Source organism: Paractinoplanes lichenicola, from assembly GCF_016785085.1.
GTDB classification, from domain to species: Bacteria; Actinomycetota; Actinomycetes; order Mycobacteriales; family Micromonosporaceae; genus Actinoplanes; species Actinoplanes lichenicola.
This window is the reverse complement of the sequence record NZ_JAENHO010000010.1, coordinates 237,870-255,647: the sequence shown is the minus strand read 5'-3', so window position 1 is coordinate 255,647 and position 17,778 is coordinate 237,870. Positions and strand designations below refer to the sequence as shown.

Genomic DNA, 17,778 nt, shown 5'->3' with positions numbered 1-17,778 from the left:
GGTGCTTCTACTGCCCGGCCGACGGAGTCTGTGATGGCGTCTCAGCTCAACCCGTATCTGACATTCAACGGCAACGCCCGCGAGGCCATGGAGTTCTACCACTCGGTGCTCGGCGGCGACCTCAAAATCAACACGTTCGGCGAGTTCGGCGCGCCCGACCCGGCGATCGCCGACAAGGTCATGCACGCGATGCTGACCAGCGAGAAGGGCTACCTGCTGATGGCGTCCGACACGGCGCCCGGCATGGACTACAAGCCCGGCAACACGATCACGGTCAGCCTCAGCGGCGACCCCGGCGAGGGGCTCGAGGAGGTCTGGGAGAAACTGGCCGACGGCGGCACCGTGCAACTGCCGTTCGAGAAGCAGATGTGGGGCGACCTCTACGGCCAGCTGGTCGACAAGTTCGGCACGCCGTGGATGATCGACGTGGTCGTCGCGCAGTAGCGCCGGCCGGGCCGGGCGTCCTCGTCGTGACGCCCGGCCCGCCGCACGTCAGCTGCCGGCCAAGCCTGGCCCGTTGTTTCCGGCCACGCCCGGCCCGCCGCACGTCAGCTGCCGGCCGAGGCCGGCGGCTTGCACAGGTTGGTCATGGCGATGGCGAGAATCCGCTGACCCTTGGTGACGTCGGTCTGGAACATGCTGATCGCGTCGCTGACCTGCTCGCCGGTCGTCATGCCGTTCTTCGCGTCAGTGCACAGGTTGTAACCGTTGTCGATCGCGGTCTGCTCGTCCGCCACCAGCCCGGCGTCGAGCGCGCGGAGCGCCTTGAGGTAGGTCGCCTCGTCACCCTTCGGCAAGCTCCCCGCGGTCTCCTCGACGGCCGCCTTCTTCGGCTCATCGTCCGACCCCGAGCAGGCCGAAAGCATCCCCAGCCCGGCCAGAGCAACCAGAACGGTGCCCGTCACGACACGACGTGCCCCCACGATGAGTCCCCCTCGATTCGATCTTTCCCAGCGTGTACCGCAGGCACGGTACGGGGCGCGCGCCAGCCCCGAAACAACCCCCCAGCCAACTTTTCCGGCCAAGCGGTCACTCTGCCCCGCCCCGCATCGCCCGTCACCCCCACGGCTCGGCTCGCGTTCCACGGCACGACCCCCGCGGCTCGTGGCCCGCGGCTCGCGCCCCCTGCGGCTGGCCCCCCGCGGCTCGCCAACCCCCCCACTCGCCGGGGTGCGGGGATCCGCGGCGGTGGGTGCACCCCAGGCCGGCGTGGGCGCAGGTCGCGCGTGGCTGGGATCGCGCCTGGGCTCCCGGAAACCGTGCGCGGCTCGAAGGCTTCGGTCAGTGGTAATCCGGCGGTGGGGGCTCGCTGTCGTAGTCGTAGTCGGGTGGCTCCTCGTCGAACGTGAAGGCGGGCCCAGGGTCGGGTTCGGAGTCGCCGAAGCGGGACGAAACCGCCGGCCGCGGCCGGGGCTCGGTCTTCGCCGCGGGCGCGGGAGCCGACCCGCCGTCGGAGTCGTGCAGCGTGTCGAGGACCGCCTGGCCGAACTTGGCCAGCTTGCCCTGGCCGACGCCGCTGACCGTGCCCAGTTCGCCCAGCGACTTCGGGTTGAGCGCCGCGATCGCGCGCAGCGTGGCGTCGTGGAAGATGACGTAGGCGGGCATGCCCTGCTCCTTGGCGACGGACGCCCGCCAGGCGCGCAGCCGCTCGAAGGTCGACGCGTCGGCGGGGGAGAGGTCGGCCGCCGGGGCCGCGGTCGCGCGCTGCTTCGGGGCGCGCACCTTGGCCGGCGCCTCCCGCCGCATCATCACCTTGGTCTCGCCGCGCAGCACCCCGCCACTCGCGTCGGTCAGCACCAGCGTGCTGTATTCGCCCTCGACGGCCAGCAGCCCGGCGGCCAGCAGCTTGCGCACCACCCCGCGCCATTCGGTCTCGCGCAGGTCGGTGCCGATGCCGAACACCGACAGCTCGTTGTGCCGGAACCGCTGAACCTTCTCGGTCTCCTTGCCCAGCAGGATGTCGATCGACTGCCCGGCCCCGAACTTCTGCCCGCGTTCCCGCTGCAGCCGCAGCACCGTCGACAGCATCTTCTGCGCCGCCACCGTGCCGTCCCACGACTCCGGCGGCACCAGGCACGTGTCGCAGTTGCCGCAGTTGTCCACTGTGGCGACCTGCCCGAAATAGTTCAGCAGCTGCGACCGCCGGCAGGTGACCGTCTCGCACAGCGCCAGCATCGCGTCGAGATGCCGGGCCGCGTTGCGCCGATAGGCCAGATCCCCGTCCGAGCTGTCGATCATCTTGCGCTGCTGCACGACGTCCTGCAGCCCGTACGCCAGCCAGGCCGTCGACGGCATCCCGTCGCGCCCGGCGCGGCCGGTCTCCTGGTAGTAGCCCTCGACCGACTTGGGCAGGTCGAGGTGCGCCACGAACCGGACGTCGGGCTTGTCGATGCCCATGCCGAAGGCGATCGTCGCCACCATGACCAGCCCGTCCTCGCGGAGGAAGCGGGACTGGTTGGCCGCGCGCACCCGATTGTCGAGCCCGGCGTGATAGGGCAGCGCGGCCACCCCGTTCTGCACGAGGAACTCGGCCGTCCGCTCGACCGACGCGCGCGACAGGCAGTAGACGATGCCGGACTCGCCGGGATGCTCGCTGCGCAGCAGGTCGAGCAGCTGCTTGCGCGGCTCGTTCTTCGGCACGATGCGATATTGGATGTTGGGCCGGTCGAAGCTGGCCGTGAAGTGCCGCGCGTCGGTCAGCTGCAGGCGGGTCGCGATCTCGTCGCGGGTGGCCGTGGTGGCGGTCGCGGTGAGCGCGATGCGGGGCACGTCGGGCCAGCGCTCGTGCAGCATCGACAGGCCCAGATAGTCGGGGCGGAAGTCGTGGCCCCACTGCGACACACAGTGCGCCTCGTCGATCGCGAACAGCGAGATCTTGCCCCGGTCGAGCAGCCGCTGGGTGGCGGGCACGCCGAGGCCCTCGGGCGCCACGTAGAGCAGGTCGAGATCGCCGTTGACGAACTCCGCCTCGACCATGCGCCGCTCGTCGTAATCCTGCGCGGAGTTGAGGAAGCCGGCCTTGACCCCGACCGTGCGCAGCGCGTCGACCTGATCCTGCATGAGGGCGATCAGGGGTGAGATGACCACACCGGTGCCGGGGCGCACGAGGGCCGGGATCTGATAGCACAGGGACTTGCCGCCACCGGTCGGCATCAGCACCAGCGCGTCGCCGCCACCGGCCACGTGCTCGATGATCTCGTGCTGCTGACCGCGGAACGACGGATAGCCGAAGACCCGGTTGAGGACGTCGACGGCCGCCGAGCCGTGTGCGGAAACCTGCTCTGCCGAAGTCACCCCGCGACAGTACAGAGAATCCCCGCCACGGCGCGAAGACCCTGTGGATAACCCGGCGCTGTGGATAACGGGGTTGGCGCCGGTTGGATCTGGTATGTCGTCACCTGATCGTGGTGCCTCGCCTACCCGCTGGTCACGGCTTCGGCAGCAGCGAGACCAACGCCAGAATCAGCTGAGCGGGCGATCCGGGAGCAGCATCGAGCACCAGCGGCGCCTCCTGGGTGGCGTGCTGCCCGGCCACATGATGCAGGGCCGACACGCCCGCGCTGGAGAGCTGGGTCACCCCCGACAGGTCCACCGTCAGCGGCAAAGTCCCGCCTCGGCTGCGTCGCAGCAGCTCCTGGCGGGTCAGCGCGGCCGTGCTGACGTCGATCGGCCCCTCGATGCGGATCCGGGTCTCGTCGCCGCCGGGCAGCTCGATGATGCGGAACTCGGCCTCGGGCGAGGCGGACACCAGGGTGGGATCCGCGGCGGGGCTGTCGAGCAGCCGGGCCGGCCGGCTCAGGGGCTTGGTGAGGTGGGCGATCGTTCCGGCCGGGGAGTGGTCCACCTTCAGTGCCGCCACCAGCTGCGCGGCCAGGGCCAGGCCGCGCCCCCGGTTGGCTCGGGGCTGCGGCGCCTGCCACTTGCCCTCGTCGCGCACCGAGGCCTCCACCACTCCGGCCGCGGTGAGCGTGGCGCGAACGGTCACCGTCGACGCGGCCGTGGCGCCCGCGTGTTCGACCGCGTTGGCCAGCAGCTCGCCCAGCGCGTGTTGCAGGGCGAAGACGTCCTCGGCGGTGGCGCCGATCTCGCCCAGCCACGAGCCCAGCGCCTGCCGGGTGGGGCGCAGCTCGGCGGGGGAGGCGGGCAGGGTCAACTCCAGATCCCGTACGGCCGGGACGCGCTGGACGGCCAGCAGGGTGATGTCGTCGGTGTGGCCGGTCGCGCGCACCAGCAGTTCGACGCTCTGGGTGCAGACGCGCTCGGCGGGGGTGGCCATCGGGTCGTGCAGGGCCCGGCCGGCGGCGCTGTCGGCGGCGACGTGGGCGAGCTCGGCCGAGCTGGTGGCGTGGTCGCGCCCGGGGCGTTCGAGGACGCCGTCGCTGTAGAGCAGGAGCAGCTCACCAGGGGCGAGGTTGTCCGCCCGTACGGGGAAATCGCCCCCTGTGCCCAGGGGTGCCCCGCCGGTCGAGGGCAGGTAGCGCGTCGAGCCGGTGGGGGTGACGATCAGCGGCGCGGGATGGCCGGCCGTGCAGTAGGCGAGCTCGCCGGTGATCGGGTCGAGGACGACCAGCGCCACCGTCGTCGCGTGGGCGGCCGGCACCCGGGCCGCGAACCGGTCGGCGGCGGCCAGGGCCTCGACGATGCCGGCGCCGTCCTCGAGCCTGTCCTGCAGCACCGCGCGCAGCTGGCCCATCACCCCGGAGGCGCGGACGCCGTGACCGACCACGTCGCCGACGATCAGCGCCACCCGGCCGTCGCGCTGCGCGACCGCGTCGAACCAGTCGCCACCGGCCGCCGTGTCGGCCTCGGCGAGCAGATAGCTGGCCGCGATCTGGGCCCCGGGCAGCACGGGCAGGCCGGTCGGCAGCAGCTCGCGCTGCAGGGCCGTCACCACCGTGCGGCTCTGCTCGTAGCGCTCGCGCAGCTCGGCCGTCCGGTCGGCCGCCTCCTGACGTTGCCGCACCATCTCGGTCACGTCGAAGCCGACGCCGATCACGCCGCGCCGCTCCCCGCCGGCCGTCCACGGCGTGATGCTGAAGTTCGCGAACATCTCGTGCACCGAACCGTCCGGCGCCGTCAGGTGGACCCGCCACTCCCGCCCGTTGATCGGCTCCCCGGTGCGGTAGACGTCGTGATACGCGTCGACGAACTGCTGGCCGACCAGGTCACTGAGCACCTCGCGGATGGGCCGCCCGAGGAACTCGCGGCCCGGGATCACCGCCCGGGTGGCCGCGCTGAGCGCGAGCACCCGCAGCTCGGGCCCCTCGCAGACGGCCAGGATGAAGGGCACCTGGTCGACCGCGGTGAGCAGCAGCGTGGGGTCGTCGGCCATCAGCTCATCCTGCCGGATGGCTCACTCGGCAAGGGGTAGCTCGATCGTGTGAGCCGTGTGCGAGGCCTTGGTGGCCAGGTAGCGTACGTTCGCCGCGGACATGTGCACCCCGGTCGGCACCCGCTGAGTCACGTCGATGCCGCTCTTCTCCAGCTGGATCGCCTTGTCGGGGTTGTTGCTGAGCAGCCGGATCCGGTCGGCGCCGAGGGCGAGCAGCATCTGCGCGGCGGCCGAGTAGTCCCGTTCGTCCTCGCCGCGGCCCAGGGCGACGTTCGCCTCGTACGTGTCGAGGCCGGAATCCTGCAGCGCGTACGCGTCGAGCTTGGCGTAGAGGCCGATGCCGCGCCCCTCCTGCCGCAGATAGAGCAGGAAGCCGCCCTGCTCGGCGATCCGCTCGACGGCCTCGCGCAGCTGCGGCCCGCAGTCGCAGCGCTGGCTGCCGAACACGTCGCCGGTCAGGCATTCGCTGTGCGGCCGGACCAGGGGAGCCCGCCCGCCGGCGGCCGACTTCTTCAGCGCCCGCTGCCAGTCGCCCAGGCCGAGGGCCAGATGCTCCTTGCCGTCGACCAGACCGTCGAAGGTCATCACCTGCGCGGTGGTCGCATAGCCGTCGCCGAATCGCAGCGGGACGGTCACCTGCTGCCGCACCGTGGCTTCTAACATCGGTCCTCCTCGTTGTTCCCCGCTGATCCGCTATACCCGCCGCCGGAGTCACCGCACCGCAACAGACCGCGAACGTGCCTGTAATCGTGGCGCGGATTATCTTGGACGCAACTGTTCGGCCTGGGTGACGATCGTCGCTCTAACGGAGGCGTCATCGGTGGTTGAGCGTCCTTACACGTTGCTGAGTTGCGGCATGTCCATCGACGGTTACTTGGACGACGCGACCCGTGACCGGCTGTTGCTGTCCAACGAGGCCGACTTCGACCGGGTCGACGCCGTCCGGGCCGGGTGCGACGCGATCCTGGTCGGGGCCGCGACGATCCGGCAGGACGACCCGCGCCTGCTGGTGCGCTCGGCCGAACGGCGTGCGGCCCGGGTCGCCCGGGGTGAGGCGCCCAATCCGCTGAAGGTCACCGTAACCAGCAGGTGTGACATAAACCCGTCGGCGCGGTTCTTCACCGTGGGCGATGTGGACAAACTGGTCTATTGCGCCAGCGGTTCGTGCGTGTCGGCCAAGGCGCGCCTGGGCGAGGTGGCCACGGTCGTCGACGGCGGCGACCCGGTCGACCTGCATCTGGTGACGGCCGACCTGGCCGCGCGGGGCGTGCGCCGGCTGATGGTCGAGGGCGGCGGCACGATGCACACCCAGTTCCTGACCGCGGGCCTCGCCGACGAGCTGCAGCTCGTGGTCGCGCCGTTCTTCGTGGGCGACTCGCGGGCGCCGCGCTTCGTCAGCGACGGCGACTTCCCGTGGGGGCCCGGGCGGCGGGCGACGCTGGCCGAGGTGCGCCAGATCGGCGACGTCGTGCTGCTGCGCTATGCCCTGTCCGACCGTTTTGGGGAAAGCACCCATAAAAGCTAGGCGCCGGCTCGCGCCAGCTCGCGTCCCAGCACCATCTCGGGCGAGGCGGGGGTGGCGACACCGTACGGAACCGGGGAGATCGGGGCGGCGATCCGCACCGCGGCCGCGCCGCGCAGCTTGACGGCCGCCCGGGTCAGGATGACCACGGCGCCGGGCAGGGCGGCGACGAAGGCGAACAACCCGTAGACCACCGCGGTGGTCAGGCCCTGGGTGGCGCTGAGGCCGGCCGCGCCGAACGCCCACGCCGTGACGGCCTCGCGGGGACCCCAGCCGCCGATGTTGAGCGGCAGCGACATCGCCAGCAGCGCCAGCAGCATCAGCGGCGCGAGCCGGGCCAGCGACGCCGACGAGCCGGCCGCGCGGGCCGCCACCACAAAGGTGGCCAGGTGGCCGACGAGCACGACGACCGAGGCCAGGGTCACGATCGGCCAGTTGCGACGGGCCAGCAGCCCGGTGCGGATCTCGGCGAGGCCCGTACGGACCGCGGAAGCGACCCGCGAGCCACCCTGTCGGAGCTGCCGGAAAGCCAGCAGGATCACCGCGACGGCCAGAAGCGCGGCGATGGCTACGACCGCGGCAGTAGCGCCGTGCTGGCGCAGAATGTCGAGAACGGGCGAGGGGACGGTGAACAAGACGGTCACGCCGACGACGATCAGCACGAGCTGCCCGGCCGTGCGCTCGAGCACCACGGCCCGCACGCTCTTGGCCACGTCACCCTCGTCGCGCCCGTGCTGCACGGCCCGGTCCACGTCGCCGAGCACCCCGCCGGGCAGCGCGGCGTTGAGGAACAGCGCCTTGTAGTAGTCGGCCACCGCCGTACGGAAGGAAAGCCGCAGGCCGAGACCGCGCGCCACCAGGCACCAGCGCCAGGCGCTGAACACGGTGGTGGTGACCCCGATCGTGAAGGCCAGCGTGAGCGCCGGACCGTCGATCACCCGCAGGCCGTCGACGAAGGCACCGGTGCCGAGCTTCCACAGCAGGAAGACCAGGATCCCGGCCCCGCCCAGAATCCGTGCCCAAGCCCAGATACGCCCCACGTCGCCGTTCCCTTCGTCTCGCCCGTCTTCCCCTAGTACGCCGGGGCGGGCACAAAGGGTTCAGTCGAAGGTCGCCAAAAGATCGACATGTCCGACCGACGCGCTCGGCAACGACGCCAGCCGTGCCGCCAGGTAGCCGTCCAGATCGAGCGAATTCCGCTGCTCACGGGCCGCGCCGACCCAGCCCCGCAGCCATTCCGCGGTCAATTCCGGCAGCTCGGTTCCCAGCCGCCACGGGCTCGGGCGAGTGACCACCGTCGCGCCGGCCAGTTCAAAAGCCTTCCCCGCGTACGCCGGAGCGTCCGGCCCGAGCAGGCGGCGCCCCCCGGTGACCCGCCGCTGGTGCTCGTCGAACGCCTCGGCGACGCTCGCGTCCAGCGGGTCGGCCGGGTCGAGGCGCACCTCCCCGGCGACCGAGAGCGTGAACAGCGCCGGCACCCGGGCCGCCGCCAGCGTCGCCACCAGCGCGTCGATCTCGTCGGCGGTCAGCAGGTCGAGCAGCGCCGAGCAGGTGACCAGCCCGGTACCGTCGAGATCCTCGACCGTGAGCGCGGTCACATCGGCCAGCGCGCCCTCGACGCTCACGTCCGGGACGCGTACGTGGGCCGTGGCGTAGTGCAGCAGCTTCGGATCGAGGTCGGTCAGGATCCAGTGCTGCGGCTTGGGCAGCCGGGGGGCCAGCCAGCGGGCCATCGAGCCGGTGCCGCACCCCAGGTCGCGGATCACGTGGATGTCGCCGGGCAGCAGCGCGACCAGGTCGGCCGCGCGGGCCTCGGCGTCGGCGGGCTCGCGCAGGCCGAGCCAGGTCTCACTGAACTCACCGGTCATCGAGGGTCTCCTTCACAGATGGCGGACAGTGCGGAGGCGGTGCCCGGCCAGCTCGGGAGGGTCTCCCGGCGGGCCCGGGCGGCGGCGCGCAGGCGGTCGCGCAGCGCGGCGCCGGTCAGCCACGACCGCAGCGCGGCGGCCAGGGCGGGTCGGTCGTCGGGCGGGATCAGCAGGCCGGGGCGGGTGCCGTCCGGGGCCGTGCCGAGCGCCTCGGGCACGCCGCCGACCGCCGTGGCCAGCACCGGGATTCCGCGGGCGAGGGCCTCGGTGACGACCATGCCGTACGTCTCGGCCCGCGAGGGGAGCACAAAAAGATCCGCTTGCCCGTACGCGTCGTCGAGCGCGGCGCCGTGCAGCGCGCCCTCGAAGCGCAGCCGCGGATCCTCGTACGGGACCGGTTTGATCAGTGCCCCGGCGAACCGGCACTCCCAGTCGAGGCCGGCCAGATCGTTCTGCAGCGCGCCGACCAGCAGGTCCTGGCCCTTGCGAGGGGTCACGGCGGCCACGCAGAGCAGGCGGCGGCCGCTCGGTTCGGGCTCGGTCAGGGGCGCGGGGTCGACGCCGGGCGGGGCGACCTCCACCCGTACGAGGTCGTGCATGGTCTTGACCCGGTCGGCGGCGGCCTGGCTGGTGGCGACGACCGTCGTGGCCAGATGCACCGCCTGCTTCTCCCGGGCGCGCAGAGCGTCGGCGGCTGCCGGGTCGAGCCCGGTCTCGTCGCTCAGGGGCAGGTGGATGAGCAGGATCAGCCTCAGCCGGGCCGCGTGCGGTTCCAGAATCTCCGGTACGCCGCAGCCGACCAGGCCGTCGATCAGCACAGTGGACATATCCGGAATGTCAGCTAGCGCTTTGTGCAAGGCGGTGCGCGCGGCGGTCCCGGGGGAGGGCCAGTCGCCGGGGATCGCGAGCTCGTGCACGTCGGGCAGCAGCGACAACACCGTACGGTCGTAGCGGTTGCCGCCGCTCGGTGCCGCCGGGTCGTCGATGCCGCCCGGCAGCACCGCCCACAAGGTCACAGGTCGCGCTCGTACGAGGCCCAGGCGATGTGCGACTCGTGCAGGGTCACCGTGAGCCCGGTCAGCCCGGCCGCGCCCGCACCCAGGTCACCGGCCGCGATCGTGGCCGCCAGCTTGTCGGCGATCACCTTGGCCAGGAACTCGGTCGACGTGTTGATGCCCAGGAAGTCGGGCTCGTCGTCGAGGTTGCGATAGCTGAGCCCGCCGCAGATCGCCTTGAGCTGCTCGCTCGCGGCGCCGATGTCCACCACGATGTTGTCGTCGTCCAGCTCGGGCCGGCGGAAGGTGGCGTCGACCACGAAGGTCGCGCCGTGCAGCTTCTGCGCCGGACCGTAGACCTCGCCGGTGAAGCTGTGCGCGATCATGATGTGGTCGCGGACGGTGACGCTGAACAAGGGCTACTCCTCGGGGTAGTCGATCACGTGACAGAGGGCCGGAAGGCTACCGTCCGCGAGGCGGGGCAGCACCTCCGGCAGCTCGGCGAAATCGGAGTGCCCGGTGACGAACGCCTCGAACCGGTCGTCCTTCAACAGCTCCAGCGACAGCGCGAGCCGCTGGGCGTACGTGCGGTCGCGGCCGGGCACGATCCCGCCGACCTGACTGCCCCGGATGGTCAGCCGCCGGGAGTGGAAGAACTCGCCCAGCGGCACGCTGACCTGCCGGTCGCCGTACCAGCTGAGCTCGACGACCGTGCCCTCGGCCCGCACCAGCTCCAACGACCGGGTCAGCCCGGCCTGGGTCGCGCTGGCGTGGATCACCAGGTCGCAGTCGCCCGAAGCCCGCTCCGGGGTGGCGAACCCGGCGCCGAGCCGCGCGGCCAGATCCGCCTTGCTTTCGTCCACGTCGACGAGCTCAAGCCGTACGCCGGGAAAGCGCGCGAGAATCGCCGCCGCGCACCCACCCACCATGCCCCCGCCGACCACCGCGATCCGATCGCCGACCAGGGGACGCGCGTCCCACAAGGCGTTGACCGCGGTCTCGACCGTGCCCGCGAGAACGGCCCTGTGCGCGGGCACACCTTCGGGCACGACAGAAACCATCGTGACAGGTGCGACAAATCGGGTTTGGTGGGTATTGAGGGTGAAGACGGTACGTCCGAGCAGCTCGGCAGGACCTTGCTCGACGACGCCGACGTTGAGATAGCCGTATTTGACGGGGGCGGGGAAATCGCCCTCCTGGAAGGGGGCCCGCATCACCGGCCACTGGCTCTCGGGCACCCGCCCGGCGAACACCAGAGTCTCGGTTCCCCTGCTCACACCCGTGTGCAGCGTCCGGACGAGCACCTCGCCGTCGCCCGGCGCGCCGACGGTCACCGGGCGGATCTCGCCCCGCCCCGGCTCGGCGATCCAGAACGCGTACGCGTCACTCGTCATGGGTTGTTCCCTCCGCCCGCTGAACCGAAAGCCGTCCGGACGCGTGTTAAGCGCTGACGACGGCAACCATACGCGGCGGCCGATCTTGCAAATGGAGGCCACGGTGACATCAGCAACCGCACCCACCGGCACCGGATCCTCGCGTGCCCCGGTGGTCGGACTGGCCGCCCAGCTCGCCCTGCTGGCCCTGCTGGGCAGCACCCTCGGCCTCACCGCGACCGGCCTCATCGCCGGCGCGGCCTACGGACTCGTGCTGTGCGGCCTGCTCGGCGCCGGCCTCGACCGCGCCGGCATGGCCCAGATCGGCCCGGCCAACGCGGTGACCCTGGCCCGCGCCATCCTGGTCGGCGGCGTCACCGCGATGGTGGTGACCTCCTTCGTCCAGCCGGTCAACATGGTGGCCCTGGTCGCCATCGCCGGCGTCGCCCTGGCCCTGGACGGCGTCGACGGCCAGGTCGCCCGCCGCACCGGCAACACGACGGCACTGGGCGCACGCTTCGACATGGAGATCGACGCCTTCCTGATCCTGGTGCTCAGCGTCTACGCGGGCGATCGGTTCGGCTGGTGGTGGGTGGCCATCGGCGCCTTCCGCTACGTGTTCGTGGCGGCCGCCATCGCGGCGCCCTGGCTCAACGCGGCGCTGCCGCCCCGGTTCTCGCGCAAGGTGGTGGCCGCCCTCCAGGGGATCGTGCTGGCCCTGGTCACAGCCGACCTGCTGCCGACCTTCCTGACGATGGTCGCGCTGGGAGTGGCGCTGGGCTCGCTGACCTGGTCGTTCGGGCGGGACACGTTGTGGCTCTACCGGGCATCCCGGGTCCGTGCGGCGGCTCGGGAGCGCTGGGCGGCACCGCACCGCAGGCCCGCGCTGGTCCACTGAGCTGTCGCCCCCTGCGCCCGCCGCGAACGGTTCCCTCGCGGCGGGCGCGCCTATTCGGTTCCGTTCCCTGGCGACGGCCGCTGACCGCGGGCGCGGTCCCGGCCCGGGGTCGCGGCCTCGCCGGCGGCGGGTTCACCGTCGACAGGCTCAGCGGATGCGGTTGCCGTCGAAGGTGACCCGGCGCAGGCTACGGATGCCCACGGCGGTGACGGTGGCGAACATGACCAGGGCCGCGCCGCCGATGACCGGGCCCAGGAGATGGCGGCGATCACCTCGCCCACCTTGGGAATCAGGCCCACCAGCACCAGGATGATGCCCCGCCGTCACCACGTAGCGGCTTTGACCCGGGCCATCTGCACCAGGCCGACGTTCTGCGCGAACGCCGTGTCAAGGGACGAGTGGAACGTTCCGGCCAGGATGCCGATCAGGATCATCGGGTTGAGCGCGGTGAATGCGTCTCAGGCGCAGCCGGGGCCAGCCGCTCGGCCCCGCACGACGCGGTAGGACGAGATGTCGCCGTCGAGGTAGCCGTTCAGGTCGGTGATCGCCTTGGGGTCGTTGCCGTTGATGCCCACGTAGGCGACGATCGCGGAGTTCACCGCTCGGCACGTGGCCTTGTCGGCGACGACCTGCGCCTTCCGCTCGAGCTCCCGCGCGTCGAACTGAGAGTAAGAAAAGCCGGCAATACTCAGAGTGACAGCAGCGGTCACGGGGATATGTAAGAGGCGCACGTGAGCACCATAGGCACCATGACTTAGAGTATTGCCCTGGCCGAACGGTCGAGGAAAGCACCCGCGAGTATCACTCCGGGTAGAAGTCCTAAAGTCCGGCGACGGGGACGTTCGCCTGCAGGAAGGTGAGGATTCGGGCCGATGTCCGGGCGTACCTGGGGTCGCCGGGGCGCAGAAACTCTCCGTGACGGGCGCCGCGGAGGGTCACGAACTGCTTCGCCGGGAACGAGGCCAGCCGGAAGGCTTCCCGTCCGGCGCGAAGGGGCACCACCCGGTCCCGGTCGCCGTGCAGGAACAGCAGCGGCGCGGGCGGCCCGCCGAAGACAGCCGGGCGCCGGCCGCTGATGGCCACGCCGGCCCGCAAGTACGCCGGGTGCCCGGGCCCGAACAGGCCCAGCGTCGTGGTGCCCCCGGCCGAGAACCCGACGGCCCCCACGCGGTTCACGTCCAGGTGCCCGGCCAGCGGGTCACCCGCCGTCCCGTTCAGGGCCCGCACTGCCTCGATCACGTACGCCGCGTCGAGGTGCTGGTGGGCGATGTCGCGGCGGTCGACCCGCACGAGTCCGTTGGTGTGGGGATAGGCCGGCGCGGCGACCACGTAGCCCGCCTCGGCCCAGCCCGCGGCCAGCGGCGCGAACTGCCGGGGCAACCCGCCCAGGCCGTGGCTGAACAGGATGATCGGGTGACGGCCGGTGAGGTGACCGCGATACCAGAGCGTGGTCGGCAGCGGGCGGTCGGCGCCGCGCGTGAGGGTCAGCACGCGGGTCACCACGGCCTCTTGCGCCGACGCCGGCGGGACCGGACCGAAACCGTCCAGCAGCAGCGCCAGCAGAACCAGCACCACCCCGAGTCTGCGCACGTGGTGAGCGTAGGAACGTCACGCAATCCGGGCGATCGCCGTTGTGGGTGACGATGAGACGACGAACATTCCTGGCGGTCGGCGCAACCGCCACCGCGGCCGCCGGATTGGTGGGTTATCGCAGCCGATCGGGCGAATCGGAGCCGATCATTCCGTACGCCCCGGTGGGTGACGAGCGGCTCGAAAGGCGTGATTCACGCGCCCGGGGCCGGATCGTCGACTTCTACACGGCGGTGCCGGCGGGTCACGGCACCGGCCGGGGGCTGCCCGTCTGCCTGGTGCTGCACGGCGCCTCCAAGACGGCCGCCGATTTTCCCGCGCTCGGCCTGGGTCGTTTCCTGACCGACGCCGTACGCCGGCGAAAGCCCCCGTTCGTGCTGGCCGGCGCGACCGGGGACCGCCTGCAGTGGCGCCCGCACGCCGGCGACGACCCCCAGCGGATGGTGCGTGAGGAGCTGCCCCGCTGGTGCCGGGAACGCGGCTTCGACACGTCGCGGATCGCGCTGCTGGGCTGGTCGATGGGCGGGTACGGCTCGCTGCTGCTGGCCGAGACCGAGCCGGGCTTCGCGCGTGCGGTTGTCGCGCTGTCCCCCGCCGTACGGGAAGGTGATGAGATCTTTGCCGCGGCGCCGCAGCTCAAAGGCACGAAGGTGGGCCTGTGGTGCGGCCGTCAGGACGGGCTGCTCGACGATGTCCGCGCGCTCGCGAAGGCCCTGCCCGAGCCGCCCGCGGCGGGGTCGTTCGAGGACGGCCGGCACAACTTCGGTTACTGGTCGCGCTGCCTGCCTGCCGGGATGGATTTCGTGAGTGAAGCTTTACGGCGCTGAGCCGGGGTCCGTACGGTTAATGACTCAGAGCAACGGTCCCATCACGCTGGAGGATCCCATGCGTCGTGCCGCCGCCGTACTCGCCCTTGTCCTCGCCGGCCTCTGGATCGCCACGCCCGCGCAGGCCTTCGCCCACAACGCCGTGCACAACCCCGCCCTGCACGCCGTCCTCGACGCGCTGACCCTGGTCGTGGCGTCGGCGCCGATCTGGACCGCCCTGTTGTGGAGCGGCGGCAACCGGTGGTGGCTGGCCGGCTTGATCGCCGTCGTGCAGATCCCGGTGGCGATCATCGGGTTCGTGCCGATCGCCAACCCGTACCTGCACCTGTCGCTGTTCGTGATCGCCATCGCCCTGACCGGCGTCTCGTTGCGCGTGGTCCGCCAGCAGGCCCGCGCCGCGAAACCGGCCGCGGTCAAGGCCTGATCCACGCCCCCGACGGCGCCCGTACGGCCAGGCCCACCACGGCCTGGCCGTCGCGCACCAGTTCCACATCGGGGCAGCCGTCGGCCGGCGCGTGCCAGCCACCGGCGGGGTCGCGGACGGCGTTGTGCCGGCAGTGCTCCTCGTCCGCGTAGCCCCACGCCATCAGCAGGTCGCGCCCGCCGATCGAGTAACGGCCGACGGTCGCGATCCGGTCGCCCTCGGGACGCCGGAAATAATCGGCGCGCAGACCGGGCACGGGCTCGCCCTCGAAGGGGGCGTCGAGCACCGTCCGGTGCGGCGTGAATTCGCTCAGGTCCGGAAGCACCCGAACATCCCAGCACATTCGGCGCACCGAACCGGTCATTTCACAACGGACCGGCACGGTTGAGTGATCTGCTTTTAACCTGCCTGTCAAGTGTGATGCCGGACAATGAGCGAGTGGTGACCGAGACGATGATGCCGGTCAACGGCATCGAGCTGTGTGTGGAGACGTTCGGCGAGCCCGGCGATCCCGCCCTGCTGCTCATCGCCGGCGCGACCGGGTCGATGGACTGGTGGGACGACGAGTTCTGCCGGCGCCTGGCCGCGGGCGGGCGCTACGTGATCCGCTACGACCATCGCGACACCGGCCGTTCGACGTCGTTCCCGGCCGGCGCCCCGCCCTACTCCGACGTGGACCTGGCGCACGACGCGCTGGGCGTGCTCGACGCGCTCGGCATCCACCGGGCCCACCTGGTCGGCCTGTCGATGGGCGGCGGGCTCGCCATGCGCATCGCGGTCGAGCGCCCGCATCGGGTGCTGTCCCTCACGGTGATGGCGACCAGCGCAAACTTTCCCTCGTACGGGCTGGGTCAGGCCGACGGCGAGCCGCAGTGGTCGGATCGCCGTTCCGCGGTCGAGGGCATCGTCGCCGCCGCCCGCCGCCTGGGTGGCCCGTTCACGGCCGACGACCCCCATCTGCGGCGCCTGGCCGAGCGGGTCTTCGACCGTACGCAGGACATGACCGCCGCCCAGACGAACCATTTCCGCTGCGCCGGCGGCCCTTCCGTCCGCGAGCGCCTGGGCGAGATCACCGCGCCCACGCTGGTTCTGCACGGCACGCTCGACCCGCTGTTCCCGCTTGCGGAGGCGCAGACGCTGTGCGACGAGATCCCCGGCGCACGGCTCGTCCGGCTCGAGGGGGTCGGCCACGAGTTCCCGCCCGCGGCCGTCTGGACCCAGGTGATCGACGAGATCATCGACCAGGCCGGCCGCCGCACGCAGCCGGCCTGAGCACTGCTACTTGCGGCGCAGCGCGTCGAGCATCCGCATGCCCGCGAACAGCGACCCGCCGACCGCGATCATGTAGCAGAACAGCAGCCCCGCCCCGCCCGCCGTACCGGCGATCATGAAGAACAGCCCCGCGGCGAACGCGGCCGTGCCCGCGCCGATGGTCAGGAACCAGCCGGTGGCCTTCTCGGCCGGCGTCCACCGGGGCGACGCGCTGGCCATCAGCATCCCCACGAACGGCCCGACCCCCGGCATCACGAACGCGCCCGCCGTCATCAACCCGATCGCGGTGTATTCGGCCGCGCCGCCCTGGACCGCTCCCCCACCGGTGGCGGCCGGCGGGGGAGGCGGGATCAGGGCGGGCAACTTCAGGTGCGGCGGCACATGCCCGCGCCGCGCCGCCGCCACGAGCGCCTCCGGCGGCCCTAACCGCCGCAGAATCTCGGCCGGGTCGTCGATCGGCGCCGACGGCGAGGTGCGACGCATGGCGATGTAGTCGGCCACCGTCGTCATCAGGTCGTCCCGCAACTCGGGCGCGAGGTCCTCGCTCTGCGCCCACAGGGCGGCCAGATAGTCCAGGACGATCACGTCCGTGTGCTCGAGCGGTGCCGTCGTCATCGTTCTTCCCCCTGCCAAGTCGGTAGGACCAGCATCAACGCCCGGCCGCCCGGCAACATCTGCCCGCGGACCAGAGCCGCTACGACTTTTGGCCGACCCACCGGGAGACACTGGGGACATGCGCCTGGTTTCGCTCCTCCCGTCGGCCACCGAGATCGTCTATGCGCTCGGCCTGGGCGACCAGCTCGTCGGGGTGACCTTCGAGTGCGACGAACCCCCCTCGGCCCGCCAGGAGAAGACGGTGGTGGTCGGCGGCAAGGACACGCGCGGGATGGACCCCGGCGAGATCGACGCGTACGTCCGGGGCCGCCTCGCCGAGGGCGGCGACCTCTACACCCTGCACGCGGATGCCCTGGCCGGCCTGGCCCCCGACCTGATCCTGACGCAGGACTTGTGCCGGGTGTGCGCGCTGCCGTCGGGGCACGTGACGGACGCGCTCGACCACCTGGGCTGCCGGGCCGAGGTGGTGTCGCTGGACCCGTACAGCTTGGACGAGGTGCTGGAGAGCATTGAGGCGGTGGGCGCGGCGGCGCGGGTGCCGGAAAGGGCGTCGACGTTGGTCGCCGGGCTGCGGGCGCGGCTGGCTGAGGTGGCCGCTGCCGTCGCTCACAGGAAGAGGCCACGGGTGGCGATCGTCGAATGGGTCGATCCGCCGTTCAGCGCCGGGCACTGGGTGCCCGACCTGGTGACCGCGGCCGGCGGCGAGCCGGTGGCGGCCAACGGGGGCAAGCGCTCGGTGGAGACCACCTATGCCACCCTGGCCGCCGCCGAACCGGAGATCGTGCTGGTCACGCCGTGCGGATTTCACCTGGAGGGGGCGGTGGAGCAAGCCCGGGTGGTCGCGCCGCACTTCCCGGGAGCGCAGGTGTGGGCGCTCGACGCCGACGGCCTGATCGTGCGGCCGGGACCGCGCCTGGTCGACGGGGTGGAGGCGATCGCCGCAATCCTGCACCCGGAGGCCTTTGGCAGTCATGCAGCTACCTGCCGGGTGCAGTGAATGCGGGCATCTGGAAGCTGCCCAGCATCTCGACGGGGCGGCGATCTTGCTTCCGGTCAACATGC

General features: G+C 71.7%; 20 protein-coding genes. 7 read left to right on the top strand and 13 right to left on the bottom strand.

Going from position 1 to position 17,778, the window contains the following annotated elements; translation table 11 throughout:
- Positions 1-33: 33 nt before the first annotated feature.
- A complete protein-coding gene (locus JKJ07_RS32965; protein ID WP_202995781.1) occupies positions 34-444 on the top strand; it encodes a VOC family protein in 411 nt (136 codons plus the stop codon).
- Positions 445-548: 104 nt separating this feature from the next.
- Here JKJ07_RS32965 and JKJ07_RS32960 read toward each other — a convergent pair whose 3' ends face one another.
- The 4 genes from JKJ07_RS32960 to JKJ07_RS32945 all read right to left on the bottom strand — a co-directional run bounded on the left by JKJ07_RS32960 (position 549) and on the right by JKJ07_RS32945 (position 5,995).
- Positions 549-923 (bottom strand): DUF732 domain-containing protein, encoded by a 375-nt coding sequence (locus tag JKJ07_RS32960; RefSeq protein WP_202995780.1) that lies wholly within the window; start codon positions 921-923, stop codon positions 549-551.
- Positions 924-1,281: 358 nt separating this feature from the next.
- A complete protein-coding gene (gene recQ, locus JKJ07_RS32955; protein WP_202995779.1) occupies positions 1,282-3,294 on the bottom strand; it encodes a DNA helicase RecQ in 2,013 nt (670 codons plus the stop codon).
- 133 nt (positions 3,295-3,427) lie between these two features.
- On the bottom strand, positions 3,428-5,332 hold the full coding sequence (locus tag JKJ07_RS32950; RefSeq protein ID WP_202995778.1) for a SpoIIE family protein phosphatase: 1,905 nt from the start codon (positions 5,330-5,332) through the stop codon (positions 3,428-3,430).
- 21 nt (positions 5,333-5,353) lie between these two features.
- Positions 5,354-5,995, bottom strand: coding sequence for a GTP cyclohydrolase II (locus JKJ07_RS32945; RefSeq protein WP_184949659.1), 642 nt, complete (start codon positions 5,993-5,995; stop codon positions 5,354-5,356).
- Between the two features lie 157 nt (positions 5,996-6,152).
- Between JKJ07_RS32945 and JKJ07_RS32940 the strand changes: the two genes are divergently transcribed.
- Positions 6,153-6,857: a RibD family protein gene (locus JKJ07_RS32940; RefSeq protein WP_202995777.1), complete on the top strand. Its 705-nt coding sequence runs from the start codon at positions 6,153-6,155 to the stop codon at positions 6,855-6,857.
- On the opposite strand, the gene JKJ07_RS32935 is transcribed toward JKJ07_RS32940, so the two are convergent.
- From JKJ07_RS32935 to JKJ07_RS32915, 5 genes are read right to left on the bottom strand one after another with little or no spacing between them, the layout of a single operon-like run.
- Positions 6,854-7,894, bottom strand: a complete 1,041-nt coding sequence (locus JKJ07_RS32935) for a lysylphosphatidylglycerol synthase transmembrane domain-containing protein (RefSeq protein ID WP_307834524.1) — start codon at positions 7,892-7,894, stop codon at positions 6,854-6,856. The genes JKJ07_RS32940 and JKJ07_RS32935 overlap by 4 nt on opposite strands.
- A 60-nt stretch (positions 7,895-7,954) precedes the next feature.
- The gene (locus JKJ07_RS32930) at positions 7,955-8,722 is read right to left on the bottom strand and encodes a class I SAM-dependent methyltransferase (protein WP_202995776.1); all 768 of its coding nucleotides are present in this window, start codon (positions 8,720-8,722) and stop codon (positions 7,955-7,957) included.
- Positions 8,719-9,738 carry a glycosyltransferase family 4 protein gene (locus tag JKJ07_RS32925; protein WP_202995775.1) on the bottom strand — a complete coding sequence of 340 codons (1,020 nt, stop codon included), beginning with the start codon at positions 9,736-9,738 and terminating at the stop codon, positions 8,719-8,721. Before JKJ07_RS32925 ends, JKJ07_RS32930 begins: the two co-directional genes overlap by 4 nt.
- The gene (locus JKJ07_RS32920; protein WP_202995774.1) at positions 9,735-10,133 is read right to left on the bottom strand and encodes a 6-pyruvoyl trahydropterin synthase family protein; all 399 of its coding nucleotides are present in this window, start codon (positions 10,131-10,133) and stop codon (positions 9,735-9,737) included. Before JKJ07_RS32920 ends, JKJ07_RS32925 begins: the two co-directional genes overlap by 4 nt.
- A 3-nt stretch (positions 10,134-10,136) precedes the next feature.
- On the bottom strand, positions 10,137-11,111 hold the full coding sequence (locus JKJ07_RS32915) for a zinc-dependent alcohol dehydrogenase (RefSeq protein WP_202995773.1): 975 nt from the start codon (positions 11,109-11,111) through the stop codon (positions 10,137-10,139).
- A gap of 103 nt (positions 11,112-11,214) precedes the next feature.
- Between JKJ07_RS32915 and JKJ07_RS32910 the strand changes: the two genes are divergently transcribed.
- Entirely contained in the window at positions 11,215-11,988 is a 774-nt protein-coding gene (locus JKJ07_RS32910) for a CDP-alcohol phosphatidyltransferase family protein (protein ID WP_307834523.1), read from the top strand.
- Positions 11,989-12,446: 458 nt separating this feature from the next.
- Here JKJ07_RS32910 and JKJ07_RS32900 read toward each other — a convergent pair whose 3' ends face one another.
- Together JKJ07_RS32900 and JKJ07_RS32895 are read right to left on the bottom strand one after the other, a co-directional pair.
- The gene (locus JKJ07_RS32900) at positions 12,447-12,698 is read right to left on the bottom strand and encodes a hypothetical protein (RefSeq protein ID WP_236030282.1); all 252 of its coding nucleotides are present in this window, start codon (positions 12,696-12,698) and stop codon (positions 12,447-12,449) included.
- 109 nt (positions 12,699-12,807) lie between these two features.
- Positions 12,808-13,578, bottom strand: coding sequence for an alpha/beta hydrolase family protein (locus JKJ07_RS32895; protein WP_202995769.1), 771 nt, complete (start codon positions 13,576-13,578; stop codon positions 12,808-12,810).
- 53 nt (positions 13,579-13,631) lie between these two features.
- On the opposite strand from JKJ07_RS32895, the gene JKJ07_RS32890 reads away from it, so the two are divergent.
- Positions 13,632-14,405: an alpha/beta hydrolase-fold protein gene (locus JKJ07_RS32890; protein WP_202995768.1), complete on the top strand. Its 774-nt coding sequence runs from the start codon at positions 13,632-13,634 to the stop codon at positions 14,403-14,405.
- A 58-nt stretch (positions 14,406-14,463) separates the two neighbouring features.
- Positions 14,464-14,829, top strand: coding sequence for a hypothetical protein (locus JKJ07_RS32885; RefSeq protein ID WP_202995767.1), 366 nt, complete (start codon positions 14,464-14,466; stop codon positions 14,827-14,829).
- On the opposite strand, the gene JKJ07_RS32880 is transcribed toward JKJ07_RS32885, so the two are convergent.
- Positions 14,819-15,154 carry a hypothetical protein gene (locus JKJ07_RS32880; RefSeq protein ID WP_202995766.1) on the bottom strand — a complete coding sequence of 112 codons (336 nt, stop codon included), beginning with the start codon at positions 15,152-15,154 and terminating at the stop codon, positions 14,819-14,821. The two genes, JKJ07_RS32885 and JKJ07_RS32880, sit on opposite strands and share 11 nt — an antisense overlap.
- A 116-nt stretch (positions 15,155-15,270) precedes the next feature.
- Between JKJ07_RS32880 and JKJ07_RS32875 the strand changes: the two genes are divergently transcribed.
- Complete coding sequence (locus tag JKJ07_RS32875) at positions 15,271-16,101, top strand: alpha/beta fold hydrolase (protein ID WP_307834522.1); 831 nt, start codon at positions 15,271-15,273, stop codon at positions 16,099-16,101.
- Between the two features lie 6 nt (positions 16,102-16,107).
- On the opposite strand, the gene JKJ07_RS32870 is transcribed toward JKJ07_RS32875, so the two are convergent.
- Positions 16,108-16,716, bottom strand: coding sequence for an HAAS signaling domain-containing protein (locus tag JKJ07_RS32870; RefSeq protein ID WP_202995764.1), 609 nt, complete (start codon positions 16,714-16,716; stop codon positions 16,108-16,110).
- A 118-nt stretch (positions 16,717-16,834) separates the two neighbouring features.
- On the opposite strand from JKJ07_RS32870, the gene JKJ07_RS32865 reads away from it, so the two are divergent.
- Positions 16,835-17,713, top strand: a complete 879-nt coding sequence (locus tag JKJ07_RS32865) for an ABC transporter substrate-binding protein (protein ID WP_202995763.1) — start codon at positions 16,835-16,837, stop codon at positions 17,711-17,713.
- The last annotated feature ends 65 nt before the right edge of the window (positions 17,714-17,778 follow it).

Coding starts and splice junctions, on each gene's coding strand:
- JKJ07_RS32945 (WP_184949659.1), bottom strand. CDS start 5,995: ATGTTAGAAGCCACGGTGCGGCAGCAGGTGACCGTCCCGCTGCGATTC.
- JKJ07_RS32890 (WP_202995768.1), top strand. CDS start 13,632: ATGAGACGACGAACATTCCTGGCGGTCGGCGCAACCGCCACCGCGGCC.
- JKJ07_RS32870 (WP_202995764.1), bottom strand. CDS start 16,716: ATGACGACGGCACCGCTCGAGCACACGGACGTGATCGTCCTGGACTAT.
- JKJ07_RS32950 (WP_202995778.1), bottom strand. CDS start 5,332: ATGGCCGACGACCCCACGCTGCTGCTCACCGCGGTCGACCAGGTGCCC.
- JKJ07_RS32965 (WP_202995781.1), top strand. CDS start 34: ATGGCGTCTCAGCTCAACCCGTATCTGACATTCAACGGCAACGCCCGC.
- JKJ07_RS32885 (WP_202995767.1), top strand. CDS start 14,464: ATGCGTCGTGCCGCCGCCGTACTCGCCCTTGTCCTCGCCGGCCTCTGG.
- JKJ07_RS32915 (WP_202995773.1), bottom strand. CDS start 11,111: ATGACGAGTGACGCGTACGCGTTCTGGATCGCCGAGCCGGGGCGGGGC.
- JKJ07_RS32930 (WP_202995776.1), bottom strand. CDS start 8,722: ATGACCGGTGAGTTCAGTGAGACCTGGCTCGGCCTGCGCGAGCCCGCC.
- JKJ07_RS32865 (WP_202995763.1), top strand. CDS start 16,835: ATGCGCCTGGTTTCGCTCCTCCCGTCGGCCACCGAGATCGTCTATGCG.